Annotated in this window: 25 protein-coding genes; 2 read left to right on the top strand and 23 right to left on the bottom strand. The window is 66.4% G+C overall.

Translation table 11 applies throughout. From position 1 onward, the window contains the following. Nucleotides 1–27: 27 nt before the first annotated feature. The 17 genes from O1Q03_RS00940 to O1Q03_RS00860 form a co-directional block, all read right to left on the bottom strand. Nucleotides 28–1,233, bottom strand: coding sequence for an acetyl-CoA C-acyltransferase (locus O1Q03_RS00940; protein ID WP_269501145.1), 1,206 nt, complete (start codon nucleotides 1,231–1,233; stop codon nucleotides 28–30). Nucleotides 1,234–1,262: 29 nt separating this feature from the next. After that, nucleotides 1,263–1,748 (bottom strand): MaoC family dehydratase, encoded by a 486-nt coding sequence (locus tag O1Q03_RS00935; RefSeq protein WP_269501520.1) that lies wholly within the window; start codon nucleotides 1,746–1,748, stop codon nucleotides 1,263–1,265. Continuing rightward, nucleotides 1,748–2,548: an SDR family oxidoreductase gene (locus O1Q03_RS00930; RefSeq protein WP_269501144.1), complete on the bottom strand. Its 801-nt coding sequence runs from the start codon at nucleotides 2,546–2,548 to the stop codon at nucleotides 1,748–1,750. Before O1Q03_RS00930 ends, O1Q03_RS00935 begins: the two co-directional genes overlap by 1 nt. After that, nucleotides 2,545–3,747: an acyl-CoA dehydrogenase family protein gene (locus tag O1Q03_RS00925; protein WP_269501143.1), complete on the bottom strand. Its 1,203-nt coding sequence runs from the start codon at nucleotides 3,745–3,747 to the stop codon at nucleotides 2,545–2,547. Before O1Q03_RS00925 ends, O1Q03_RS00930 begins: the two co-directional genes overlap by 4 nt. Further along, nucleotides 3,744–4,985, bottom strand: a complete 1,242-nt coding sequence (locus tag O1Q03_RS00920; protein WP_269501142.1) for an acyl-CoA dehydrogenase family protein — start codon at nucleotides 4,983–4,985, stop codon at nucleotides 3,744–3,746. Before O1Q03_RS00920 ends, O1Q03_RS00925 begins: the two co-directional genes overlap by 4 nt. A gap of 3 nt (nucleotides 4,986–4,988) precedes the next feature. Beyond that, nucleotides 4,989–5,867 carry an SDR family oxidoreductase gene (locus tag O1Q03_RS00915; RefSeq protein WP_269501141.1) on the bottom strand — a complete coding sequence of 293 codons (879 nt, stop codon included), beginning with the start codon at nucleotides 5,865–5,867 and terminating at the stop codon, nucleotides 4,989–4,991. A gap of 39 nt (nucleotides 5,868–5,906) precedes the next feature. After that, nucleotides 5,907–7,058 carry an acetyl-CoA C-acetyltransferase gene (locus tag O1Q03_RS00910; RefSeq protein WP_269501139.1) on the bottom strand — a complete coding sequence of 384 codons (1,152 nt, stop codon included), beginning with the start codon at nucleotides 7,056–7,058 and terminating at the stop codon, nucleotides 5,907–5,909. Next, complete coding sequence (locus tag O1Q03_RS00905; RefSeq protein WP_269501138.1) at nucleotides 7,058–8,125, bottom strand: acyl-CoA dehydrogenase family protein; 1,068 nt, start codon at nucleotides 8,123–8,125, stop codon at nucleotides 7,058–7,060. Before O1Q03_RS00905 ends, O1Q03_RS00910 begins: the two co-directional genes overlap by 1 nt. Before the next feature lie 34 nt (nucleotides 8,126–8,159). Next, nucleotides 8,160–9,329: an acyl-CoA dehydrogenase family protein gene (locus O1Q03_RS00900; protein ID WP_269501137.1), complete on the bottom strand. Its 1,170-nt coding sequence runs from the start codon at nucleotides 9,327–9,329 to the stop codon at nucleotides 8,160–8,162. Then, complete coding sequence (locus tag O1Q03_RS00895; RefSeq protein WP_269501136.1) at nucleotides 9,326–10,135, bottom strand: enoyl-CoA hydratase family protein; 810 nt, start codon at nucleotides 10,133–10,135, stop codon at nucleotides 9,326–9,328. Before O1Q03_RS00895 ends, O1Q03_RS00900 begins: the two co-directional genes overlap by 4 nt. Nucleotides 10,136–10,160: 25 nt before the next feature. Further along, complete coding sequence (locus O1Q03_RS00890) at nucleotides 10,161–11,273, bottom strand: NAD(P)H-dependent flavin oxidoreductase (RefSeq protein ID WP_269501135.1); 1,113 nt, start codon at nucleotides 11,271–11,273, stop codon at nucleotides 10,161–10,163. Next, the gene (locus O1Q03_RS00885) at nucleotides 11,270–12,187 is read right to left on the bottom strand and encodes an enoyl-CoA hydratase (RefSeq protein WP_269501134.1); all 918 of its coding nucleotides are present in this window, start codon (nucleotides 12,185–12,187) and stop codon (nucleotides 11,270–11,272) included. The genes O1Q03_RS00890 and O1Q03_RS00885 overlap by 4 nt, the downstream gene beginning before the upstream one ends. 8 nt (nucleotides 12,188–12,195) lie before the next feature. Then, nucleotides 12,196–12,993, bottom strand: a complete 798-nt coding sequence (locus O1Q03_RS00880) for a CoA-transferase subunit beta (RefSeq protein WP_269501133.1) — start codon at nucleotides 12,991–12,993, stop codon at nucleotides 12,196–12,198. Between the two features lie 10 nt (nucleotides 12,994–13,003). After that, nucleotides 13,004–13,897 (bottom strand): CoA transferase subunit A, encoded by an 894-nt coding sequence (locus tag O1Q03_RS00875; RefSeq protein WP_269501132.1) that lies wholly within the window; start codon nucleotides 13,895–13,897, stop codon nucleotides 13,004–13,006. A 9-nt stretch (nucleotides 13,898–13,906) separates the two neighbouring features. Beyond that, nucleotides 13,907–14,803 (bottom strand): VOC family protein, encoded by an 897-nt coding sequence (locus O1Q03_RS00870; RefSeq protein ID WP_269501131.1) that lies wholly within the window; start codon nucleotides 14,801–14,803, stop codon nucleotides 13,907–13,909. Between the two features lie 248 nt (nucleotides 14,804–15,051). Further along, nucleotides 15,052–15,462: a type II toxin-antitoxin system VapC family toxin gene (locus tag O1Q03_RS00865; RefSeq protein ID WP_269501519.1), complete on the bottom strand. Its 411-nt coding sequence runs from the start codon at nucleotides 15,460–15,462 to the stop codon at nucleotides 15,052–15,054. A gap of 203 nt (nucleotides 15,463–15,665) precedes the next feature. After that, nucleotides 15,666–16,025 (bottom strand): hypothetical protein, encoded by a 360-nt coding sequence (locus O1Q03_RS00860; RefSeq protein WP_269501130.1) that lies wholly within the window; start codon nucleotides 16,023–16,025, stop codon nucleotides 15,666–15,668. A 591-nt stretch (nucleotides 16,026–16,616) separates the two neighbouring features. Between O1Q03_RS00860 and O1Q03_RS00855 the strand changes: the two genes are divergently transcribed. Then, complete coding sequence (locus O1Q03_RS00855; protein ID WP_269501129.1) at nucleotides 16,617–17,792, top strand: RelA/SpoT domain-containing protein; 1,176 nt, start codon at nucleotides 16,617–16,619, stop codon at nucleotides 17,790–17,792. A gap of 3 nt (nucleotides 17,793–17,795) precedes the next feature. Here the strand turns inward: O1Q03_RS00855 and O1Q03_RS00850 are convergent, their stop codons facing one another. Then, complete coding sequence (locus O1Q03_RS00850) at nucleotides 17,796–18,500, bottom strand: SOS response-associated peptidase family protein (protein WP_269501128.1); 705 nt, start codon at nucleotides 18,498–18,500, stop codon at nucleotides 17,796–17,798. A gap of 80 nt (nucleotides 18,501–18,580) precedes the next feature. Here O1Q03_RS00850 and O1Q03_RS00845 point away from each other — a divergent pair, with 80 nt between their 5' ends. After that, nucleotides 18,581–19,036, top strand: coding sequence for a hypothetical protein (locus O1Q03_RS00845; RefSeq protein ID WP_269501127.1), 456 nt, complete (start codon nucleotides 18,581–18,583; stop codon nucleotides 19,034–19,036). 28 nt (nucleotides 19,037–19,064) lie between these two features. On the opposite strand, the gene O1Q03_RS00840 is transcribed toward O1Q03_RS00845, so the two are convergent. From O1Q03_RS00840 to O1Q03_RS00820, 5 genes are all read right to left on the bottom strand, one after another. Further along, the gene (locus tag O1Q03_RS00840) at nucleotides 19,065–19,541 is read right to left on the bottom strand and encodes a DUF2514 family protein (protein ID WP_269501126.1); all 477 of its coding nucleotides are present in this window, start codon (nucleotides 19,539–19,541) and stop codon (nucleotides 19,065–19,067) included. Next, on the bottom strand, nucleotides 19,541–20,038 hold the full coding sequence (locus O1Q03_RS00835; RefSeq protein WP_269501125.1) for a lysozyme: 498 nt from the start codon (nucleotides 20,036–20,038) through the stop codon (nucleotides 19,541–19,543). Before O1Q03_RS00835 ends, O1Q03_RS00840 begins: the two co-directional genes overlap by 1 nt. Beyond that, complete coding sequence (locus O1Q03_RS00830; RefSeq protein ID WP_269501124.1) at nucleotides 20,031–20,276, bottom strand: DUF7940 domain-containing protein; 246 nt, start codon at nucleotides 20,274–20,276, stop codon at nucleotides 20,031–20,033. The genes O1Q03_RS00835 and O1Q03_RS00830 overlap by 8 nt, the downstream gene beginning before the upstream one ends. Further along, nucleotides 20,273–20,557 (bottom strand): holin, encoded by a 285-nt coding sequence (locus O1Q03_RS00825; RefSeq protein ID WP_269501123.1) that lies wholly within the window; start codon nucleotides 20,555–20,557, stop codon nucleotides 20,273–20,275. Before O1Q03_RS00825 ends, O1Q03_RS00830 begins: the two co-directional genes overlap by 4 nt. A gap of 65 nt (nucleotides 20,558–20,622) precedes the next feature. Then, nucleotides 20,623–22,935, bottom strand: a complete 2,313-nt coding sequence (locus O1Q03_RS00820; protein WP_269501122.1) for a hypothetical protein — start codon at nucleotides 22,933–22,935, stop codon at nucleotides 20,623–20,625. Between the last annotated feature and the right edge of the window lie 4 nt (nucleotides 22,936–22,939).

Below are 22,939 nucleotides of genomic sequence, written 5' to 3'. Positions count from 1 at the left end.
TCGGCCCGGCCGCCGTCACGACGATCGTTATGCGCCGATCTCGAACAGCGCGGCAGCACCCATCCCGCCGCCGATGCACATCGTCACGACCGCATGCCGCACGCCGCGGCGCGCGCCTTCGAGCAGCGCGTGAATCGTCATCCGCGTGCCGGACATCCCGAACGGATGGCCCAGCGCGATCGCGCCGCCGTCGACGTTCAACCGCTCGTCGGGAATGCCGAGCGTGTCGCGGCAATACAGCGCCTGGCACGCGAATGCCTCGTTCAGCTCCCACAGCCCGATGTCGCGTACGGTCATGCCGAAGCGTTCCAGAAGCTTCGGGATCGCGAACACCGGGCCGATGCCCATCTCGTCCGGCTCGCAGCCGGCCACTGCGAGGCCGCGGAACGTGCCGAGCGGCGCGAGGCCGCGGCGCACCGCCTCGGTGCGCGACATCACGACCACGGCCGCCGCGCCGTCCGACAGTTGCGACGCGTTGCCGGCCGTCACGAACTCGCCCTGCTCGACGACCTTGCCGCCGCTCCACGACGGCTTGAGCCCCGCGAGCCGTTCGGCCGTCGTATCCGCGCGCACGCCTTCGTCGCGCGCCGCGTGCACGTTTTCGTGACCGGTCGCGTTGCCTTCCTTGTCGAACAGCGCGCGACGCACGTCGAGCGGCGCGATTTCCGCGTCGAAGCGGCCGGCCGCCTGCGCATCGGCCGTCCGCTGGTGGCTCTGCAGCGCGAATTCATCCTGCGCGGCACGCGAGATCCCGTAGCGGCGCGACACGATCTCGGCCGTTTCCATCATCGCGATGTACGCGGCCGGCTGGTGGTCGAGCACGGCCTGCGAACGCGCGCGATACGCATTCTTGTGCTTGTTCTGCGTGAGCGAGATCGATTCGACGCCACCCGCGACGACGATCCGCGCATCGCCCGCGCCGATGCTGCGCGCGGCGCTCGCGATCGACATCAGGCCCGACGAGCACATCCGGTCGATCGCCATGCCGGGCACCGATGCCGGCAGCCCGGCTGCCGCGGCCGACAGGCGGCCGATGTTGTAGCCCTGCGTGCCCTGCTGCGCGGCGCAGCCGATCACCACGTCGTCGACGTCGGCGGGCGCGACACCTGCGCGTTCGAGCGCGGAGCGCACGACGTGGCCGCCCAGCGCGGGCGCCTCGGTGTCGTTGAACATGCCGCGAAACGCCTTGCCGATCGGCGTGCGTGCGACGGAAACGATGACTGCGTCTTCCATGAGCTGGCTCTCTGAAGCTGAAACGGAAACTAGAAGTAGTAGCGGCTGATCGTGTCGGCCACGCACCCGGGCTTGGCCTCGCCTTCGATCTCGACGGTCACGCGAACCCACGCCTGCACGCCACCGTCCAGCGGCTCGACGCGCAGCAGCTCGCCGACGCCGCGCACGCGTGCGCCGACCTTCACCGGCGCCGGGAAGCGGATCTTGTCGCAGCCGTAGTTCACGCCGAGCCGCGCGCCGTCGATGCGCACGATCTGCGGCAGGAAATGGTTGACGAGCGACAGCGTCAGGTAGCCGTGCGCGATGCACGCACCGAACGGGCCGTCCTTCGCGCGCACCGGATCGACGTGCACCCACTGGTGATCGCCCGTCGCGTCGGCGAAGCCGTCGATGCGGATCTGGTCGATCGCGAGCCATGCGCTCGCGCCGAGCGTGTCGCCGACGGCCGCCGCGAGTTCGCCGGGATGCGCGAACACGCGGGGCGTCGCGCGCACGGGGTCGAAGGTCGTCGCCATCATGCGTGCTGGCTGCTGACCGACAGCACTTCGCCCGTCATGTACGACGCGTAATCGCTTGCAAGAAACACCATCACGTTCGCGACCTCCCAGACTTCGGCGGCGCGCCCGAAGGCTTCGCGCGACGCCAGTTGATTCAGCAAGTCGGCCGGGGCCGACTTCTTCAGAAAATCGTGCATCGCGATGCTCGGCGCGACCGCGTTGATGCGCACGCCGTACGGCGACGCTTCGAGCGCCGCGCAGCGCGTGAGCGCCATCACGCCCGCCTTCGCCGCCGCGTAGTGCGCCTGTTCCGCCTGCGCACGCCAGCCGAGCACCGATGCGTTGTTGACGATCGCGCCACGGCCACGGGCCTGCATGTGCGGCAGCATCGCGCGCGTCATCCGGAACGTCCCGGTAAGGCTAATGTCGATCACCCGCGACCATTCGGCATCGTCCATTTCGACGATGCGTCTGGCTCCGCCGAGCCCCGCGTTGTTGATCAATACGTCGACGCCGTCGAGCTTGTGCTGCGCGTCGGCGACGAGCGCCTGCACGTCGTCTTCCACCGCGACGTTGCACAGGCGCCCGTAGATCTGCTGCAGCCCGGTTTCCGCGCGCAGCGTTTCCACCGCCTGCTCGAGACGCTTCTCGTGGATGTCGGAGACGAACAGCGCGCGGCAGCCTTCCTCCGCGCAACGGCGCGCGGCCGCGAAGCCGATGCCGGCGCCGGCGGCGGCCGTGATCAGCACCGATTTGCCGGCGAGCAACTGGTGGCCCGGCACGTACGCCGGTGCTTTCTGGATCTGGTGTTCGGTCATGCTGTGCCTCGCGGTTCTCTGGGCATGCCGAGCCCGCGCTCGGCCATGATGTTCAGCTGGATTTCGTTGGTGCCGGCGTAGATCGTGTCCGCACGGGAGAACAGGAATACGCGCTGCAGATGGGTGAGCTTTTCGTCGGCCGGGTCGATCACGTTCGCGCGCGGCCCGAGTGCGTCCATCGCGAGCTGGCCGAGGTCGCGGTGCCAGTTCGACCAGAAGTACTTGTAGATCAGGGCCTCGCGGCGCAGCGGTGCGGTGGCGCCGCCGTTTGCGTCGTCCGCGCCCGACAGCATCCGCAGCGCGTTGTAGCGCATCACGCGCAGCCCGGCCCACGCGCGGCCGATTCGCTGGCGCAGCACCGGGTCGCGGTCGGCGCCCGATTCCCGCGCGGCATCGATCACCCATTCGAGTTCGCGCACGAACTGCATCTGCTGGCCGAGCGTCGACATCCCGCGCTCGAAACCGAGCAGCGTCATCGCGATCCGCCAGCCGTCGCCCGGTGCGCCGACGAGGTCACGTGCTTGCGCGCGCGCGCCGTCGAAGAACACTTCGTTGAATTCGGCACCGCCGTTGAGCTGCTTGATCGGGCGAATCTCGATGCCCGGCTGGTCGAGCGGCAGCAGCAGGAACGACAGCCCCTTGTTGCCTTTCGACGCCGGATCGGTGCGCGCGAGCACGAAGATCCAGTCGGAATCGTGCGCGAGCGACGTCCATACTTTCTGGCCGAATACGCGCCACCTGCCGTCGGCGTCCTGCTCGGCACGCGTGCGTACGTTCGCGAGATCGGAACCGGCGCCCGGCTCCGAGTAGCCCTGGCACCAGAACTGCGTGCCGGCGAGGATCCCCGGCAGGAAGCGCTCGCGCTGGTCGTCGGTGCCGCACGCGACGAGCGTCGGCCCGAGCAGCCCTTCGCCGATATGGCCCATTCGGCCGGGGCCGCCGGCGCGTGCGTACTCCTCGTGGAAGATCACCTGCTCGGCGACCGTGAAGCCGCGGCCGCCCGCATCGGTCGGCCAGCCGAGGCCGGTCCAGCCGCCGTCGGCGAGTTCCCGCTCCCACGCCTTGCGCAGGTCGGGAAACGCTTCCTCGTCGCCAGGGCCGCCGCGGTATTTCAGGCACGCGAATTCGCCGGTCAGGTGCGACTGCACCCAGTCGGCGACTTCGTGCCGCAATTGCTGTTCGCGCGTTTCGCTGTTCATTGGAGGGCTCCCGTGCGCGCGGCGGACGGACGTATGGCGATCGCAGCCGACGGCGACGTGAGCACCGCGTCGTGCTGCGACGTGCCGCCGTCGATCGCATGCCGTGCGATCCATTCGAGCAGTTGCGGCGTGCTGCCGAACTGCGCGCCCGACGCCTGCGCACGCTTGAAATAGAGATGTGGGTCGTATTCCCACGTGAAGCCGACGCCGCCGTGCAGCTGGATCGCCTCCTGCGCGCAGAATGCGTACGCGTCGTTGGCGGCGGCCTTCGCGGCCGCGACGTCGGCGCGCAGTGCGGCGCCGGGCGCGCCGACGCCGGCTTCCGCGTCCCACGCGTGCGCCGCGCCGAGCACGGCCGAGCGCGCGGATTCGATCAGCACCATCATCTGCGCGCAGCGATGCTTGACCGCCTGGAACGATGCGATCGAACGGCCGAACTGCACGCGCTGGCCGGTGTAGTCGAGCGTCAGGTCGAGGCACTGCTGTGCGCCGCCGAGCTGTTCGGCGGCCAGCGCGAGCGCCGCGAACCATGCAGTGCGGTCGAGCAGCTGTGCGGCAACGGCGCCGCTCGCGAGCAGCGCGTCGCGGCTCACGCGGGTTTCGTCGAACGTGATCCGCGCGATCGGCCGCGTCGCGTCGAGCGTGTCGAGCGGCGCGACGCTCAGGGCAGCCACCGTCGCGACGTCGATCGCGAACAGCCCGATCGCCTGCCCTTCGTTCGCGATCCGCGCCGGAATCAGCAGCAGGTCGGCGCGCGCGCCGTCGAGCACCTGTTCGATCGTGCCGGACAGTGTGTAGCCACCCGCCGCCTCCTCCGCGACGATAGGCAAGTGCCACGAACCGGCCGGCAACTCGAATGGCAATGCCAGCGTCGCGCTGCACACGCCTTCGGCAATCTTCGTGAGCCAGCCGGTGGCGGCGGCCGTATCGGCGCAGCCTGCCAGCGCAGTTGCGGCCAGGCACGCGGTCGAAAAGTACGGCACGCACGCGACGCGTCGACCAAGCTGCTCCATCAGCAGCGTCTGCTCGAGCGCGCCGAGCCCCATCCCGCCCGCCGCATCGGGCAGCGACAGCGCATTCCAGCCGAGCTCGCCTGCCAGCGCTGCCCACAGCCCGTCGTCGCGGCCGGCCGATTGCTCGATCGCGCGGCGCACGTCGGCGGACGCGCTGCGTTCGGCGAGCACGTCGGCCGCCGCGTCGCGGATCATCGCCTGTTCGTCGGTGAGCGCCAGATCCATTCGTCAGCTCCCGTACACGCGCTGCGCGGGCCGTGCGTCGGCGAGCAAGCGCGCGACCGCCGGGCCGACCTCGGCCGGCGCCCAGCGCGCGCCGCGATCGACGCTCGGCCCGGTGCGCCAGCCTTCGGCGACCGCGATCATCCCGCCCGCGACCTCGAACACCTGGCCCGTCACGTCGGCCGACAGCGCGCTGCCGAGCCACACCACCAGCGGCGCGACGTTGGCCGGATCGAAATAGTCGAAGCCACCGTCCGTGGGCTTCTTCATCATGTCGGCGAACACGCCTTCGGTCATCGACGTGCGCGCGGCCGGCGCGAGCGCGTTCACGCGCACGCCGTAGCGCTGCAGCTCGACCGCCTGCATCAGCGTGAGCGCCGCGATGCCGGCCTTCGCCGCACCGTAGTTCGACTGGCCGATCGAGCCTTGCAGCCCGGCGCCGGAGCTCGTGTTGACGATCCGCGCATCGACCGGCTTGCCGGCCTTCGCCGCGTCGCGCCACGCGCGCGCCAGCACGTTCGACAGGCAGAAGTGGCCGCGCAGATGCACGCGCATCACGTCGTCCCAGTCGGCCTCGGTCATGCTGGTGAACATCTTGTCGCGGCAGATGCCCGCGTTGTTGACGAGCACGTGCACGTCGCCGAACGCTTCGCGTGCGGCATCGACGATCCGCTGCGCGGTGTCGAGCTGCGTGATGTCGTCCGCATTCGCGAGCGCGCGGCCGCCGCGCTGCGCGATCTCGTCGCACACGGCTTGCGCCGCGTCGTGCCGGATGTCGTTGACGACGACCGCCGCGCCTTCGGCCGCGAACGCGAGCGCGTATTCGCGCCCGAGCCCGCCGCCCGCGCCGGTGATGATGACGGTGCGTCCGTTACAGATTCCCATGCTTGCCTCGTGGATCCTGAAATCGTGAAAGTGACGTGCTCACAGGCGCTCGATGATCGTGACGTTCGCGAGACCGCCGCCTTCGCACATCGTCTGCAGTCCGTAGCGGCCACCGGTGCGCTCCAGTTCGTGCAGCAGCGTCGTCATCAGCCGCGCGCCGGTCGCGCCGAGCGGGTGACCCAGCGCGATCGCGCCGCCGTTCGGGTTGGTCTTTTCGTGCGGGAAGCGCGTGTCGGCGAGCCACGCCTGCGCGACCGAAGCAAATGCCTCGTTCAACTCGACGACGTCGATCTGCGACCAGTCGAGCCCGCTCTTCTTCAGCGCGGCCCTGGTCGCGGGGATCGGCGCGGTGAGCATCCACAGCGGATCGTCGCCGAGCACGCTCAGGTGGTGAATACGTGCGCGCGGCGTGAGTCCGTAGCGCTCGAGCGCGTCCTCCGACACGATCAGCAGCGAGGCGGCCGCATCGCAGGTCTGGCTCGCGACGGCGGCCGTCAGCGAGCCGCCCGGCGCGAGCGGCTCCAGCGTCGCCATCTTTTCCAGCGACGTATCGGGGCGCGGCGTCTCGTCGTGGCACACGCCTTCGAGCGGCACGATTTCCCGCTTGAAATGGCCGGCCTCGATCGCCGCGACCGCGCGACGGTGGCTCTCCAGCGCATAGCGCTCCATCACGTCGCGCGACAGGTTCCAGTGATCGGCGATCCGCTGCGCGGCGGCGAACTGCGACACCGGCGCGTCGCCGAAGCGCGCGCGCCAGCCGGCGCTGCCCGAGAACGGATCGGTGAAGCCGAGCGGCGCCGCGCAGGTCATCGCCGACGAGATCGGGATCTGCGTCATCGTCTGCACGCCGCCCGCGACGACCACGTCCTGCACGCCGCTCATCACCGCCTGCGCGGCGAAGTGCACGGCCTGCTGCGACGAGCCGCACTGGCGGTCGACCGTCACGCCCGGCACCGTGAGCGGCAGCCCCGCGGCGAGCCAGCAGGTGCGCGCGATGTTGCCGGCGAGCGGGCCGATCGTGTCGACGCAGCCGAACACCACGTCGTCATACTCGCCGGCCGGAATCGCGTTGCGTTCGACGAGCGTCTTCAGCACGAAGCCGCCGAGGTCCGCCGCATGCACATGCGCGAGCCCGCCCTTGCGGCGGCCGGTCGGCGTGCGCAGCGCGTCGACGATATAGGCTTGTTTCATCAGTTGGTTTCCTCGAAATCGAAGGTCTGCGCGGGGCCGATCGGCAACGCGTCGCCGAGGATCGCGTCGGCCACGCGGGCCTTGTGGAATGCGGTGTCGCCCCAGCTGCCGGACAGCGCCCAGATCCGTTTCATGAAAATCTGCAGGTCGAGCTCCCACGTGTAGCCGATCGCGCCGTGCACCTGCATCGTGTGGCGCGCGGCCAGTTGCGCGGCCGAGGTCGCCGCGAGCTTCGCGTGCGACACGAGCACCGCGCGCTGCGGGTGATCGTCGGCGATCGCCCGTGCGGCGCGTGCCACCACCGGACGCGCGAACTCGTAGCGGATCGCGACGTCGGCGAGCAGGTGCTTGAGCGCCTGGTACGAGCCGATCGCCTTGCCGAACTGCTTGCGCTGCGCGCTGTAGTCGATCGCGACGTCGAGCACGCGCTGCGTGAGGCCGAGCAACTGCGCGGCAACCGCGAACGCGCCGTGATCGAGCGCACGGTTCAGCAGCGGCGCGGCATCGTCGGCACTCGCGACGCGCGTGGCCGCCGACGGTTCCCAGTCGAGCGTGAACAGGCGCCGCGACGGGTCGACGCTGTCGACCGCCCGCCACGCGCACTGCGCGGGATCGACGCGATGCAGGTCGCCGCGGTGCTCGCACAGCAGCGTTTGCGCGACGTGCACGTCGGCCGCATACGGGTTCACCGGATGCACGAGCGCGACGCGCGCGCGCCCTTCCGCGATGTCGCGCAGCAGCGCATCGCGCCAGTCGCTTTCGGGCAGCCGCGCGAGCACGCCGGCCGACACGAGCGCCGTGTCGAGCAGCGGCTCGGGGCTGCCGAAGTAGCCGTAGGTCTGCGCGAGCAGCGCCCATTCGACTTCGGTCAGGCCAAGGCCGCCGTGCGCTTCGGGCACCGACACGGCGGTCAGCCCCTGCGACGCGAACAGCGACCACAGCGCGTCGGAGCGGCCCGTCGGCGTGGCCCACAACTCGCGGATCAGCTCCGGGGTCATCTCGGTCATCAGCAGGCGCTTCACGCTGTCCGCGAGCGCTTCCTGGTCTTCATCGAATACGAAATCCATACGATGTCCGTTCAGTGAGGTGTCGCCGGCGCGCTCACGCGCGCGGCATGCCGAGCATCCGTTCGGCGACGATGTTGCGCTGGATCTCGTTGGTGCCCGCGTAGATCGGGCCGGCCTGCGCGAACAGGAAGCCGTCGAGCCAGTGGCCGAGCGTCGCGTGCTGCGCGGCCGTCTGCGGGACGACCTCGCCGTGCGCGCCGAGGATGTCGAGCGCCGTCTGATGCATCCGCAGATCGAGCTCCGACCAGAACACCTTGTTGGTGCTCGACTCCGCGCCGATATGGCCGCCCTTCAGCAGCCGGCTCGCGGTCGCGTAGGTCGACAGCGCGTAGGCCTGCGCGTCCATCCATGCGGACACCACGCGTTCGCGCAGCGTCGGATCGCGGTCCGCGCTGTCGCGGTGCGCGAGATACAGGTCGCGCAATGCCTGCGCGGTGCGCTGGAAGCGCGCGGGCGAACGCAGCATCAGCCCGCGCTCGAAGCCGGCCGTCGCCATCGCGACCTGCCAGCCCGCGCCTTCGGCGGCGAGCCGGTTCTCGACCGGCACCCGCACATCGTCGAAGAAGATTTCCGCGAAGCCCGTCTGCCCGTTCAGCTGGCGGATCGGCCGCACCGTGATGCCCGGCGTCGACAGCGGCACCATCAGGAACGTGAGCCCGTGGTGACGCGACGATTCCGGATCGCTGCGGAACAGCCCGAACAGCCAGTCGGCCCACACCGCGCGGGTCGACCAGATCTTCTGGCCATTGAGCACGTATTCATCGCCGATGCGGATCGCGGTGGTGCGGATCGCGGCCATGTCCGAGCCCGCGTTCGGTTCCGACCAGCCCTGCGCCCACACGTGCTCGCCGGCCGCCATCGCGGGCAGGAAGCGCGCCTTCTGCGCGTCGGTGCCGAAATCCATCAGCGTCGGGCCGAGCAGGAAGATGCCGTTCTGGTTCACGCGCATCGGTGCGTCGGCGCGCCAGTACTCTTCCTCGAAGATCAGCCACTCGATCAGGTCGCAGCCGCGCCCGCCCAGCGCGCGCGGCCACGTGACCATGCTCCAGCGCCCCGAGTGCAGCGTGCGCTCCCATTCGCGGTGCGCGGCGAAACCTTCCTCGGTGTCGAAGCTCGGCAGCCGCTCGCGCGGCACGTGCGCGGCGAGCCATTCGCGGATTTCCGCGCGGAACGCCTGTTGCTGCGGCGTGTAGGTGAGGTTCATGCGCGTGCCTCCTGCGCGCTTGCCTGCGCGTCGAAGCGCGCGTCGCGCTTCTCGACGAACGCGGCACGCGCTTCCGTCGAGTCGTTCGTCATGTACGCCTGCAGCGTGAAGCCCTGCTCCCAGCGGTATTTGTCCTCGAGATCGCCGTCCTCGACGCCGTTCAGCGCCTCCTTCGCGAGCCGCACCATCGCCGGGCTTTTCGCCGCGATCTTGCGGGCGATCGCGAGCGCCGCGTCGCGCAGCGTGTCGCGCGTGACGACCTGCTCGAGCGCGCCAAGCCGGTAGGCTTCGGCCGCGTCGATCATGTCGCCGGTGAAGTACATCGCGCGTACCTTCTGCACCCCGAACAAGCGCTGCAGATGCGCGCCGCCGCCCATCGCGCCGCGGTCGATCTCCGGCACGCCGAAGCGCGCGCAGTCGGCCGCGACGACGATGTCCGCCGCGCCGCAGATGCCGATCCCGCCGCCGAGCACGAAGCCATGCACCGCCGCGATCACCGGCTTCGGGTTGCGGTGCACCGCGCGGAACGTCTCGTAGTTGCCCGCGTTCACCGCGACGATCCGCTCCGGATGCGCGGCCAGTTCCTTGATGTCGACGCCCGCGCAGAAGCCGCGGCCTTCGCCGCGCACGACGATCACGCGCACGTCGTCGTCGTCGCCGAGCGCGTCGAGCGCGCGCGCCAACGCGTGCCAGCCCTGCGCATCGAGCGCGTTCACGGGCGGTTGGGCGATCACCAGTTCGGCGATGCCGTCGGCGCGCTCGATCCGGAACGGCGTCGCGCCGCCCGGTTGATTCGATGCAGTCATATCCACAGCCTCCCTGTGATGTTTTTTACGCAGCCTGTACCGCTGCCGCGCCGCGCAACGCGGCCAGCGCATCCAGCCGCTCGCCGGCTTCCGCGACGATCCGCGCGATCAGCGCGTCGCACGATTCGATCGCGCCGATCATCGCGGCCGCCTGGCCGCTCGGCAGCACGCCTTCGTCCGGCCGACCCTCGACGATCGCGCGCTGGATCAGGAACGGCGCGTTCGCCGCCATCAGCGTCTGGCTCGCCGTGTAGTCATGCGAGCGCAGCGCCTTGATCGCGAGGCCGAGCATGTCCGTCGTGCTCAGCCCGTTCTGGCGACGCCACGCTTCGGCCGTCTTCAGCGCGAACCACGTGCGGCGCAGCGGGCCGAAGCGTTCGAGCTTCAGCAGATACGGGTTGTCGATCATTCGTTGCGGCAGCCCGTCGAGCGCGTCCGACACGCGAATGCGCGCCGGGTCACCGACCGCGACATAACGATCCAGCGTTGCGCGCGGCACCGGCGATTCGGCGCTCATCAGGAAACGCGTGCCCATCGCGATACCGGCCGCGCCGTATGCGAGCGCGGCAGCCAGCCCGCGCCCGTCGAAGAAGCCGCCCGCCGCGACCACCGGCACCCGCACCGCGTCGAGCACCTTCGGCAGCAGCAGCGTGGTCGGCACCGAACCGGTGTGGCCACCGCCTTCCGCGCCCTGCACCGTCACGATGTCCGCGCCGAGCTCGACCGCCTTTGCCGCATGCTTCGGCGCGCCGACGGTCGGCATGCAGACGATGCCGGCGTCCTTGAAGCGGCGGATCGTCTTCGCGTCCGGCCCGCGGCCGTAGCTGACCGCACGCAGCCGGTGCTTGATCGCGAGATCGACCACCTGTGCGGCGTTCTTCTGGAACATGTGGAAATTGATGCCGAACGGCTGGTCCGTCAGCGACTTCACCTTCAGGATCTCGGCCTCGACCTGCTCGGGTTCGAGCGTCGCGCCGGCCAGGAAGCCGAAGCCGCCCGCGTTGCTCGTGGCGGCGACGAGCCGCGCATCGGCCACCCAGCCCATCGCGGTCTGCACGATCGGGTAGCGGCAGCCGAGCAGGTCGCACAGCGGCGTATGCAGCGGGCTTTGAAGCGGGCTTTGAAGCGTCGGGCTCATGCGGCGGCTCCGTTGACGGCGACCGGTGCGGCTTCGCGCTGATCTTCGTCGCCGGCCTTGCGCTGCGAGCTGGCCATCTTGCGTGCGTCGTACCCGCCGAGGCGGTCGCCGCTGACCAGCTCGTTGTGCGCATGCGCGAAGTGATGCCATGCGAACGCCGCGTCCATTGCCGCGCGCTTGCCCTGCAGTTCCTCGACGTGGTTCAGCGCCTGCTTGGTCAGCGTGAGGCCGAGGCGCGGCATCGTCGCGATCTTCGCGGCGATCGCGTAGGTCGCGTCGCGCAGCCGCTCGCGCGGCACCACGCGGTTGACCATCCCCATCTGGTACGCGCGCTCCGCCGGCATCCGCTCGCCGAGAAACAGGAATTCCTTCGCGATGCGCGGATTCAGCTCGTACGCATGCGCGAAATACTCGACGCCCGGAATCCCCATCCGCACGACCGGATCGGCGAAGAACGCATCCTCCGACGCGACGATCAGGTCGCACACCCACGCGAGCATCAGCCCGCCCGCGATGCACGCGCCCTGCACCATCGCGACGGTCGGCTTCGGCAGGTCGCGCCAGCGCCGGCACATCCCGAGATACACTTCCTGCTCGCGCGCATAGAGGAATTCGCCGCCTTCCTTGTCGACGTGGTCGTACCACAGCGATGCGCGGTCGAACGACTCGTGGATGTCGCGGCCCGGCGTGCCGATGTCGTGGCCCGCCGAGAAATGCTTGCCGGCGCCCGCGAGCACGATCGCCTTCACCGCGTCGTCGTGCGCCGCGCGCCGGAATGCCGCGTCGAGCGCATACGTCATCTTCGAGTTCTGCGCGTTGTGATACTCGGGGCGGTTCATCGTGATCGTCGCGATGCCGTCCTCGACCGCGTAGTCGACGACACCGTCGCCGAACGTTTCCTGGGTCGCTTCCATATCGGACCTCATCCGCGGCGCGGCGCCGGGTTGTTGCGCACGATCGTCGCGCGCAGGTTGTGAGGGTCGAGCGCACGCACGATGCGGAGGTCTTCCGCGCTCGGTGCGGCCGTCGTGCCGAGCTCCGGCGCGGCGATCAGCGGGAAGCCGGTCGCGTCCTGCACCTCGTCGAAGCTCACGCCCGGATGCAGCGAGCGCACGCGGATCGCGTGGTCCGGCCCGCCGAAATCCATCACGCACAAATCGGTGACGATGCTGCGCAGGTCGACGAAGGTCTTCATCCCGGGCAGCCGGCGCGCCGGGTTGTAGCCCACCGTGCACACCATGTCGACTTCGCCCGCGACGAACGTGCGCTTGCCGTGGCCGCTGACGAAGAACGAGTTCGCGTGATTCGTCGAGTTGCCGGGGAAGCCGCGCGCGCCGAGCAGTTGCGTCTTCGGGCGTGCGTAGTCGTCGCCGAGCCACGAGATGTTCGCCTGGCCGAAGCGGTCGATCTGCGTCGGCATCACGAGCGCATGGCGGCGGCCGTGCCACAGACAGTCGAACACGCGTTCGTAGGTCATCCAGCCGCTCGCCTTCACGCGATAGCCGTCGGGACGCGGCCCGAGCGGAATCGGCTCCTCGACGAGATACGCTTCGCCGTCGGTCAGCATCAGCCCGTTGTTGTACGCGAGCCGTGCGAGGCCGGCCGCGAGCCGCGGGCCCGTGCCGATGCCGGTCGCCAGCACTTCGCCGTCGTCGCGCCAGAGTCGCGCGGACGCGACGATCATCAGTTCCGCGAGGGAATGGTCGAGAGATTCGCTCACAGGCGCTCCTTTACAGAATCGGCAACGGCAGCGTCGTCACGTGCGACAGGCCGCCGACGCCTTCGAGGTACTGGCGTTCGTCCTGGCCGACCACGTCGCGCAGGTACGCCGCCGTCTTCGCATCGTCTTCCGCGCTTGCGCAGTACGCGCGCAGGTGCGGCAGGTCCCAGCCGTAAGCCGGCCCGCACGAGGTCGGGTGCGCGCCGCCCGGCGCGTGCACCACGCCCGTGACGAGCGAGCGCTCGAACGGATTGCGGCGCGCGGCGTCGAGGTCGTCGCTCGCGAGCGACGCGTCGACCGTTTCCGCCGACACGTAGCAGCGCTTCGCCGCACGCGCCATCCACGCGTCGAAGAACGGATCGGGGCCGTCGATGCGCGTGTTGCCCATCCGGTCGGCCGCGTTCGCGTGCAGCAGCGCGACGTCGAGTTCGATCGCCGGCATCGCGAGCAGCGTCTCGCCGTCGTCGTACGGCGACTGCACCGTACGCAGTTGCGGTGCGTGATCGAGCAGCGCGGTGCCGAGGCCGGCGCGCGTGGGCAGGAACGGCAGGCGCGCGGCCGCCGCGCGCAGGCCGAGCTGCAGCATCCCTTCGTCGAGCTCCAGCACCTCGATGCGGCCCTGTTCGCGGGCCCGGCGGAAATGCGGTTCGAGCGGGATCACGTCGAGCGACACGAAGCCGAACACCGCCTTGCGCACTTTGCTGGCCGCGCACAGCAGGCCGATGTCGGCGCCGCCGTACGCGACGATCGTCAGGTCCTTCAGGTTCGAGCGCGCGATCTCGCGCACCAATGCCATCGGCTTGCGCCGCGGCCCCCATCCGCCGATGCCGATCGTCATGCCGTCGGCGAGTTGCGCGACCACGTCGCGCGCGGACATCGTCTTGTCGAGAGGTTTCATCGTCATCGTGCTGGCTTACCGGTATCCGATGCTGAAGTCGTGGCCCCACTGGCTCACCTTGGTCGCCTCGAACACCGCGTGCTTCGACCAGTCGACCGTGAGGCCGCCGAAGCCGTATTCGAGATCGAAGCCGCCGGGGGTCTTCATGTAGAACGAGATCATCTGGTCGTTGCAGTGCCGGCCGAGCGTCGCCGACAGCTTGACGTCGTGCGCGGCCACCCGATCGAGCGCGCGGCCGACTTCGTCCATCGAGTCGACCTCGGCCATCACGTGCACGCAGCCCGACGGCACGGCCATCTCGAACAGCGCGACGCTGTGATGGCGCGCGTTGCGACAGTGCATGAAATGAATGCGCTTCTCGGGTTCGGCGGGATCGGGCGTGAATTTCACGCGGTAGATGTCGGACAACTCGAAGCCGAGCACGCCGCGCACGAACGCGTCGGTCGCGTCGAACTGCGGCGCGGGCAGCACCGCGTGGCCGAGCCCCATGTCGCCCGTGACGAAACGCGCGACGCCCAGCGGCGACACGAAGCGGCGAAAGTCGCAGCGCGCGCCCCAATACAGCTCGTGGCGGTTGCCCGACGGGTCGGTGCACCACGCCATCGCCTGCACGCGGCGCAGCGCGGCGTCGTCGCGCGTGGCGCGCACCGCTTCGACGCCCGCCTGCTGCAACGCAGCCACCGCGGCGTCGAACGCGGCGCCGTCGGGCAATTCCCAGCCCGACGCGAAATAGCGGTCGGTCGAGCCGGGGACGATCACGTAGCGGAAATCGCGCTCGTCCATCTTCAGGTACAGCGCGCCGTCGGGCGCGTCGAGCGCCTGCATGCCCAGCACGTCTTCGGCGTAGCGGCGCCACGCGTCGACGCGGGTCGCCTCGACGACGACGTAGCCGAGTGCACGGACATCGATCATGTCGGCCTCCTCCAGGTTCAGAATCCGTTGTTCGTGAAAGGATTCTGGCCGCTCGGGGATGGCGTCACATCGTCTGTTGGGACGAGAGGCGGAGGGTCTTTTAGAACGGGACCGACGGGGAAACGACCGGGAATCGGACGCGCGCTAAAGCCCGGCGGTACGGGCTGCAAGCGGGCGATACGCGACGTAGGACGCGGCAGATGGAACGAAGCAAGCGGCGGGAGGTTGCCGCGCTGCGGCAACGCTGATCAGTCGAACGGGTTCAGCAGGCGGACGCCGGTGCGGGCGAAATCGTCGACATTGCGCGTGACCACCGTGAGATCGTTGATCAGCGCGGTGGCGGCGATCAGCTTGTCGAGTTCGTGGGTCGGATCGGGCACGCGCAGATGGCCCCACATCTGGCTGGTCTCGATATCGACCGGCAGGATGTTCGACGCATAGCCCGACAGGACCATCGCCATCCAGGCCTCGAGGACCGACGCCTGCTGGTGATCGCCGCGGTGACGGACCAGATCGACGCCGCGCCGAAGCTCGGCCACCGTGACGACCGACAGGTAAAGCGGGCTTGCGTCGGCCTCGGCCTGACTGAAGAACGCGCGCACGCCACGGTTGGTGCGCTTGCCCTTTCTGATCTCGCTGATGACGTTCGTATCAATCAAATAGGCCGGATGATTCACTGCTTTTTCTTTTGATTTCAATTGGTTAGATGCACATTTCGGCGGAAAATTATCGGCCAGAGTGTGCATCTTGCCGCCATAAGAATCAAGCACTTACCCATGTGTTCTGAACAGCCTTCGACGGCTGACTCATCGCCCGTCTCATCAATCCGGCTCTGGACATTGGTTGAAACATCCGACGCGAGTCAAACAGCATAGTTGTAGTGTTTGCTCGTTTCGTAGTCGTATAACGAAATCGAGTTCCCACTGACCGTGCCGCTGAAGTGCTTCCTAGAATCGTAGTCGTACCCATCGAAGTTGCTGTTCTTCAGGTTCAGATGTACGTGCTTCGAATTATGGTAGTCGTAAAAATCCAGCGAGGTGCCACTGCTTCCTGTGAAGTAACTTGACGTCGTGTAGTCGTACCCGTTCAGGGAGCCATTCCCCACACTGGCAGAAATGCTCTTATATCCTCCTGAAGAATAGTCGTAGACCGATGTCACATTTTTCCGAAGCGCCGCGGCTCCCACTGCCGCAGCAACGCGCGCGCGTGTAGTGTCTTTCATGATCTTCCCCGGTCATATGATCCTGAGTTTTCGACTTGTGCCGACAGCGCATCTGAGTACTCTATCTTGCTTGCGCGCGGCTGCCCGAAACACTACGCCCGGATCCGGAGAATGTCACTACGGATCCGACGTGGGCACCGTCCCGTCAGCCAGATAACGCTTCAGTATTGCCCGAGCCATGCAGACGTGCGACTCCAATCATTGCGACCTACAGGGTTTGGAGGACGATTCCACTGGATACAAGAACAGTTGACAGGCGCGAGAGCGACACGATACGGGTTTGTGCAATCGTCACCGTCGACTCACATGAATCGGTGCACCGCGGAGCCGTCTGCCTCCGTAGTGGGAGAAGCTCTATCCGCTGCCTTCGAAGTAGTGACTTCGCCTTACATCACATGCCAAGAACCACAAACCTACGCCACAACCTACGCTTATGGTTCCGTGAACGGGATCGTCTTTCATCGAACATGATAGTTCCGTCCTAAGGATTATCGTAGAATCTCACGAATTCGTCGAGCCGCTCTTGCGGGTCGCGGTTCTAAATATCTACCCGACGGGATACGCTCGGGTGCCGACGCATGGGGATAGCAGATGTACCAGAAAACTGAGGCCGCGTTCCGGGAGCAGAACAAAATTACTGAGGCCGAATGGGAAATAGCCAATATAGACTGGAACACACTTTCTGCGATCGGAAACCATCACGAGTCGCAAAAAAATTCTTTGTCGCGAATCGCTGAGGCGATGGCCCGCGATCTCCAGAGTATTGATCGGGTTCACTCCGTGAGATTTCGTGTCAAGGACACCGATCATCTTTTAGTCAAGATCATTCGAAAGCGCGTCGAAGGTAGTGATAAATATGCTGACATCAACCTCGAAAACTACCAAGAGAAAATTACCGACCTAGTTGGTGTAAGGGCCTTACATCTGTTCAAAGAAGACGTGTTCCGCATCGATGTCCGCATTCGAGAGGCGTGGCATTTGGCGGAGGCCCCACCGGTCGCCTACGTTCGCGGAGGTGATCAGGGAGAGAAGCTCGAGGACGCAGGGTTCGACGTCAAAGTCCACAAAGCCGGTTATCGGTCCGTTCACTACATTGTATCCACAAGTCCCGGGCGACAGATAGTCTTTGCAGAAATTCAAGTCAGAACAATCTTTGAGGAAGGCTGGGCTGAAATCGATCACACCGTGAAATACCCCAATTTTTCCGATGACGAGACTGTTGCTGAATTCTTGGGCATCTTCAATCGCCTAGCTGGTGCAGCAGACGAAATGGGCGGCTTCGTAAGACGCATGACCGAATCGGTCAGGGAAGTCAGCGCGATTGTGGACCGGGAAGCAGCTGCTGTTGCACACGTAATTAATCCGCCTCCTACATCGACTTACCTGCCTGAAAATTTGAGTAAGTACGCGACATTTCTGACCTTCACTGATGCCTTCAATAAAAACTCGTCCCGACGTAGCAAAAAGGGATTGACGCAAGCTTTTCGAATCTCTGATCCAACAGACAAGACCTCCGGAGACTTTGTAAGCTTCACGATTCTTGACGGCGATCGAGAACTGCCTGGCAGAATCTCGCGAACTGCTTTGGCTAATCTCCGGAACCATGGGGATGGCGACGACTTGGCCACGTTCGAAGCCCATAAAGAGCGGATTAGGCATGCCACCTATGTGATGCTCAGACTGAATCCATCGTCGAATCTTATCGCGCTCGGATCCAACAACTTTCAGCATCCGGGGTCAGAGGATTTACGCTCGTTTATCCACTGAAAATCACTTTGGTGCCGTCTCCATGTCGTCAGCCGGATAGAGCTGCAACATCACGCGCGCCGCCTCGACATTCGGTGTCGTTAGCCATTCCTCCCAGTCGTCCGGCCGCAGGATTACGACCGATCGCTTCTCGTCGTCAGGCTTGTGCATGCGCGACATGATCGGATGGCCGTCCGCATTGACAGTGATCATCGACATCGCATGGTGCACGTCGCCGTCCAGCCCCTTCAGGGTGCGCCAGATGCCGGCGACGCACATCGTCGGACGGCTGGCCACGCCGATCTTTTGCCATACACACGGACCCAAAGCCCACTTCCCCTCGCCATCCTGCCGCGCATCCGGATAGGACGGCTCGATCACGTAGCGAGCGGGAATCAGACAGCGGCTTCCCGACTGCCACGCCGGCCCGTAGAGCGGCGATTTGCCGAGGTTGTCGTCTCGCACATTCATCGTGCTGCGCATCATAGGAGGCTTGCGGCCCTGCTCCTTCGCCTTCTCGACATTGGCCTTCTGCAGCGCGCGCGGCCAGAAACCGAAACCGGCAATCAGCGGCTTGAATTGCCCGTCGACGAAGCCAACGATCGGAGCGTCGTAGTCCTGGTATATCTCCGGCTTCCACGGCGTCCAGCGGTACAGGTCGCGAAAATTGTCGATCTTCAGCTCGCTCAAGCCCGGATCCTCGCCGGGTGCAACGTAGTTCGTGCACATCGGGGCCCCCTATTTTCGTTCTTGACGGGACCATCTTACCTCGCGATACACTGTATAACCATACAGCACCATATCGCATCATGAAACCACGCTGGGCCTATACCTGGGAGTACACGGACCTCGAGTCTGGCGAGCGCCGGCGCACGTACGTCCCGGTTACGCGTGGCGAGTTCTTTTCCCTTACCGACCAGTTCCTCGACGAGTCGGATGCGCGCGCGATCGAGGAAACGCGAGTCGACAGGAACGTCGTGCCGCTCGCTGACCCGTATCGAAATCACGCGCCGACGATGCCTGACTTCGTCGCACCGTCGGAAAGCGAGCTGCGTGAGCTCTGGCGCACCAATCGCGACCCGGAGGTACGGCGCCTGATCCTCGAAATTGTGGCGCTCCGAAAATCGCTGGAGAAGGTGATGGACTGGTGGAAAAGCGCAGCCGATGCCGGAAACGACCGCGGCGTGCTAGGCGGCCCGTTCGGCCATTTCCAGAAGCTCTACCACCTGCTGCGGGAGGAAATGCGGCGCGCCGGGATGATGTAGCGCGAGCGCCCTCCTGCGATTTCCTGGGTCAACGTGCGGCCGCCGTCAATGCGTCGTAGTCGCGCTCGCACTGCTGGCCGGCGATGCGGGCAGAGTCAGCGTACTCTGCCAGCTCGCCCGCGCGCTGGTCAGCGCGGCTGAGCACGTCGGCAAGCAAATCGAGGGCGTCGCCGGCTGCCGGGCTTCCGGCTGTAGCGGTGGGATGGCGGGCGGCTGCGACGAGCTGATGGACGCGCTGCTGCAGGCTGCCAGCGGCAGCACGAGCAGCAAAAGCGTCCGCCAGAGCGGTCGTGCGTTGTTGGTTCGCATCATTTGCAATCTCCGATTGAGCCGCGGTGCGGCGTTGTTCCTCGGTGCGAGCGGTCTCGACCGCCCTCGTTTGCGCGGTCGCTGCCTCGGACTTCATATCGGCGATCCGGCGCGCGCTGATCAGGTGCTCGACCTCGAAGCCGGCCGACGCGCCGAGCAGCGCGGCGATCAGGTACGGAATGGCGATTCTCAGCATCACAGCCCCCTCTCGCAGAGCGCGCGCTCGTCGGCGCGCCGTTTCACGAGGCCGGGCAGCACGCGTCCGCCGGCAGTCACCCACTGCGGCCGGCCGCTGTCCGACTCGTTCATTGCCCGGCAAGCACCTCGCCAGTCGCCCGCGTTGAACCGGCGCGCGGTCGAGCTTGCGCAATACGCGCCGGCGCCGATGTTGTAAGCGAAGCTCACCGCGGCCGCGAGCTGGTAGGTGCGGCCCTTCAACACCGGCGTGCACTTCAGCACCGGCTCGGCATGCACGATCAGTTGCTGCTCGAGCGACGCGCGGCACTCGGCGTCGGAGTATTCCTGCCCGACGACGACGCTCGTCGTATCGCCCATGCACTTCGTCGGGATGCCGATCGGATCGCGATAGCCGACGTGCCGGATCCCCTCGAACTGCGGGACGACAGAAATGAGAAGGGCCGCTGTCGCGGCCCCCACTACCCCCACCAGAGTCTTCCTCGGCGCATTAGCCATCTGCTTTCTCCACGCGCGTCATACGCGCAAGCGCGACCAGCACAAAGCCGGTGGTTGCAATCCAGCGCGCCCAGCCGTGCGGCAGCGCGTCCTTCAGGTCGTCCGGCAGCTCATGCCAAGCGTCGAGCAGCGCCGGACCAGCGCCGATCGCCACGGCCATCAGGCTCGACAGCCGCACCGACGAGAGCTTGTGCGCCCGGCGCCAGTCGTCGATCAACTTCAATTTCATCGCGATCATTCCTTCCCGAGAATTGCCCTCGTCTTGCGACGAAGCAGGATTTCGATGTACTGCGAGCCGACGATGCCGAGAGCGCTGCCGATCCCGAGCAGCGCGAGCGGATCGAGATTCGGGATCTGCAGCAGCGCGACGCCGGCCACCATCGAGGTAGCCGAACCCATCAGCGCGCGACCGACGATCACGCGAAACGTGAGGTGCTCGCTGCTGACGAGCAGCTTTGCGATGCCGATGAGAGCGCCCATGATGATCAGCTCCAGAAACGTCTTCTCGTGCTCTTGCATTCCGTCTCCCCGGAAATGAAAAAGCCGCCACAGAGGCGGCTGATGTCTGGCGGATCGACGAGCGATCAGGTGGCATTGCCCCACTCGAGATAACTGAGCATCGGATTTTGTGCAGCGCCCCGGGCGACCATGCCAACGTATTTCTGAGTCAGCAGACCAGTCGAAGTGATGTCGATGACGCCGCCGACGTTGACGCCGTTCACGTAGAGGTAGACGCGCGTGCCGCGCGCCACGAAAACCACGTCGTCTCCCACGGCAGGAACGACGCTTCCGCTCGATCCGATCGCCGTCAACGTGCCATTCACGCACTTATAGATCTGGTACTTCGATCCTGACGACCAGCGCACACCGATCCAGTTGTTCTGATCGATCACGCGCACGGCCAACGGGAACGCGTTGCCGGTCGCGGGCACGGCTGCCACTGTGCATCGCGCATAGTGATCGACGCTGGACAGCGGGATCGCATAGACCGTCTGCGTAGTTCCGAGGAACGCGCAGGCGTTAGAGCGCACGCCGATCTGGTTGGCCGTACCGATCACGACGTAGGGCGCCGTTCCATCGAGGTAGGAATCTGCCCGCTGGAAGCTATCGCTGCCGGACGGTACCGGCTGCGCGACCGTCGAGTGCACGTCTTTCCCGGTCGCCGCCTGCCAGGCAGCCAGCGTCGAATACAGCACACCGTCCTTCTGAAACTGCGTCCCGAACGGATAGGTGTTGTTGTCGATCGTGCCGAGCGTGACCACGCCGCCGGCCGCGACGCTCGTGCCAAGGTTGTACAGCCGCGGCGCCGGGTTCCCGAGTGCCGGCAGCACTTTCAGGTTCTGGACGTTGAGCGCGCCCTTCGCGACTCGGATGAAATCGTAGGTGGCGTTCGCGGCGTTGATCGTGACGGTATCGCCATTGATCGTCAGGTTGAAGTTGCTGGCGGTCACGTCCGAGCGATACGCAGCGACGAGCGAGCTGAAGCCGAGCGTCGGGATCGTGAACGTGTTCCCCAATGAGGTTGCCGACACGTCGGCCGTCAGGCTCGGGTTGTACGTGATCAGGTTGTAGCACGTGCTGCCCGGCTGGCAGTACTGGAACGTGACGGCGCCCCCGGACAGCGAGACCATCGAATTGACGTTCGTGAACGTCGCGCCGGTGATCGTTGAGCTGGTCGCCTTCGACGTGACGCCCTGCTGCATGTTGCGGAACGTTTCGTTGAGGTGCGTGACAGTACCGAGCAGGTCCGATGCGCTCGCGCCGTGATAGTCGATGCCAGTGTAATTGCGCCCCCACGTTCCGTCGTATAGGTTCGCCTGTGTCGTCACTGTCATGCCGGCCACGGTAGCCGCGAAGATCACGACGCCGTTCGCCGAGCCTTCGAGATCATCGAACCCGCTGATGAACTGAGCATTTGAGAACGATGTGTTCGGGCCGAACAGCGCGCCGTGACGGTTGCCGCCGATCGTCTGGAAGTTGCGCACCGTATTGCCCGTGCCGTAGCACCCGATATTGCCATCCTGGTGCCCGTAGTGCTGGAACGTCATCCCGTCGAGCGTGATGTTGTTCCCGTTGCACGTGAGGCCCTGCGTGCGTGCCGAGTAGCTGATCGTGCGGCCGTTCGATGCCGGGTTCGAGCTGTCGGACAGCTGCACATAGAGCGTCGCCGTGGTGCCCTGCCAGTTCGAGCAGTATGCGGAGCCGGGCATTGCCACAACGTTCGCGATGCTCGTCGTCTGCACAAGCGCCGTCGTGCTCGAGCTGTCCCACACGTTGCCGGAGAACTTGACGTTACCCGGCAGCGCGATCGTACACTGGTAGACGTTCGTCTGGCCGGACGTGAGCGTCCATGCGCCGGTCGTGATGGTGTCCGCACCTTCGAACGTCACTGGGCCGGCGCTCGAGCTGCCGAAGCCGACGAGCGACAGATTGTTCTCGTTGCGCGTGAGCGTCTGCTTGAATACCGACCCGCGGCGGATCCCAATTATCGAGCCGGCCGGGATGGACGGAAGCGCGTTGAGCGGCGCGAGCGATGCCCACGGCTGCGACGGCGTACCCGGGTTCGAATCCGAGCCCGTCGTCGGGTCGATGACATAATTGAATGTCAGGGCGAGCGTGACGGATGCTGTACGTTTAAACGCCGGCTTCGGCGCGGCGCTGATCTGGTGCGCGCCGTTTCCGACGAGTGGCCCGACTACAGCGCTGAAGTTGCCGTTCGCGTCCGCCGTAGTCGACGACGCATAATTGCCGTCGATGTAGAAATCGACGCCACAGTTCGCGGTGACGCCGCGTCGCGAAATCACGCGGCCACTGACCGTTGGGCTGTCGGTTTCTGTCAGCGGATCAGTCGGCACGACCAGTTGAACGGTCGTTTCCGGAGCATCAAGAATTCCCATGGTG

Source organism: Burkholderia sp. IMCC1007, assembly GCF_027257875.1.
Lineage (GTDB): Bacteria > Pseudomonadota > Gammaproteobacteria > Burkholderiales > Burkholderiaceae > Burkholderia.
Note: the sequence above shows the minus strand (reverse complement) of the source record. Positions and strands in the feature narration are given on the sequence as shown.

Excerpts from the sequence above, each read along its gene's own strand:
- O1Q03_RS00940 (WP_269501145.1), bottom strand. The coding sequence starts at position 1,233 with ATGGAAGACGCAGTCATCGTTTCCGTCGCACGCACGCCGATCGGCAAG.
- O1Q03_RS00935 (WP_269501520.1), bottom strand. The coding sequence starts at position 1,748 with ATGGCGACGACCTTCGACCCCGTGCGCGCGACGCCCCGCGTGTTCGCG.
- O1Q03_RS00930 (WP_269501144.1), bottom strand. The coding sequence starts at position 2,548 with ATGACCGAACACCAGATCCAGAAAGCACCGGCGTACGTGCCGGGCCAC.
- O1Q03_RS00925 (WP_269501143.1), bottom strand. The coding sequence starts at position 3,747 with ATGAACAGCGAAACGCGCGAACAGCAATTGCGGCACGAAGTCGCCGAC.
- O1Q03_RS00920 (WP_269501142.1), bottom strand. The coding sequence starts at position 4,985 with ATGGATCTGGCGCTCACCGACGAACAGGCGATGATCCGCGACGCGGCG.
- O1Q03_RS00915 (WP_269501141.1), bottom strand. The coding sequence starts at position 5,867 with ATGGGAATCTGTAACGGACGCACCGTCATCATCACCGGCGCGGGCGGC.
- O1Q03_RS00910 (WP_269501139.1), bottom strand. The coding sequence starts at position 7,058 with ATGAAACAAGCCTATATCGTCGACGCGCTGCGCACGCCGACCGGCCGC.
- O1Q03_RS00905 (WP_269501138.1), bottom strand. The coding sequence starts at position 8,125 with ATGGATTTCGTATTCGATGAAGACCAGGAAGCGCTCGCGGACAGCGTG.
- O1Q03_RS00900 (WP_269501137.1), bottom strand. The coding sequence starts at position 9,329 with ATGAACCTCACCTACACGCCGCAGCAACAGGCGTTCCGCGCGGAAATC.
- O1Q03_RS00895 (WP_269501136.1), bottom strand. The coding sequence starts at position 10,135 with ATGACTGCATCGAATCAACCGGGCGGCGCGACGCCGTTCCGGATCGAG.
- O1Q03_RS00890 (WP_269501135.1), bottom strand. The coding sequence starts at position 11,273 with ATGAGCCCGACGCTTCAAAGCCCGCTTCAAAGCCCGCTGCATACGCCG.
- O1Q03_RS00885 (WP_269501134.1), bottom strand. The coding sequence starts at position 12,187 with ATGGAAGCGACCCAGGAAACGTTCGGCGACGGTGTCGTCGACTACGCG.
- O1Q03_RS00875 (WP_269501132.1), bottom strand. The coding sequence starts at position 13,897 with ATGACGATGAAACCTCTCGACAAGACGATGTCCGCGCGCGACGTGGTC.
- O1Q03_RS00870 (WP_269501131.1), bottom strand. The coding sequence starts at position 14,803 with ATGATCGATGTCCGTGCACTCGGCTACGTCGTCGTCGAGGCGACCCGC.
- O1Q03_RS00860 (WP_269501130.1), bottom strand. The coding sequence starts at position 16,025 with ATGAAAGACACTACACGCGCGCGCGTTGCTGCGGCAGTGGGAGCCGCG.
- O1Q03_RS00855 (WP_269501129.1), top strand. The coding sequence starts at position 16,617 with ATGTACCAGAAAACTGAGGCCGCGTTCCGGGAGCAGAACAAAATTACT.
- O1Q03_RS00850 (WP_269501128.1), bottom strand. The coding sequence starts at position 18,500 with ATGTGCACGAACTACGTTGCACCCGGCGAGGATCCGGGCTTGAGCGAG.
- O1Q03_RS00845 (WP_269501127.1), top strand. The coding sequence starts at position 18,581 with ATGAAACCACGCTGGGCCTATACCTGGGAGTACACGGACCTCGAGTCT.
- O1Q03_RS00840 (WP_269501126.1), bottom strand. The coding sequence starts at position 19,541 with ATGCTGAGAATCGCCATTCCGTACCTGATCGCCGCGCTGCTCGGCGCG.
- O1Q03_RS00835 (WP_269501125.1), bottom strand. The coding sequence starts at position 20,038 with ATGGCTAATGCGCCGAGGAAGACTCTGGTGGGGGTAGTGGGGGCCGCG.
- O1Q03_RS00830 (WP_269501124.1), bottom strand. The coding sequence starts at position 20,276 with ATGATCGCGATGAAATTGAAGTTGATCGACGACTGGCGCCGGGCGCAC.
- O1Q03_RS00825 (WP_269501123.1), bottom strand. The coding sequence starts at position 20,557 with ATGCAAGAGCACGAGAAGACGTTTCTGGAGCTGATCATCATGGGCGCT.
- O1Q03_RS00820 (WP_269501122.1), bottom strand. The coding sequence starts at position 22,935 with ATGGGAATTCTTGATGCTCCGGAAACGACCGTTCAACTGGTCGTGCCG.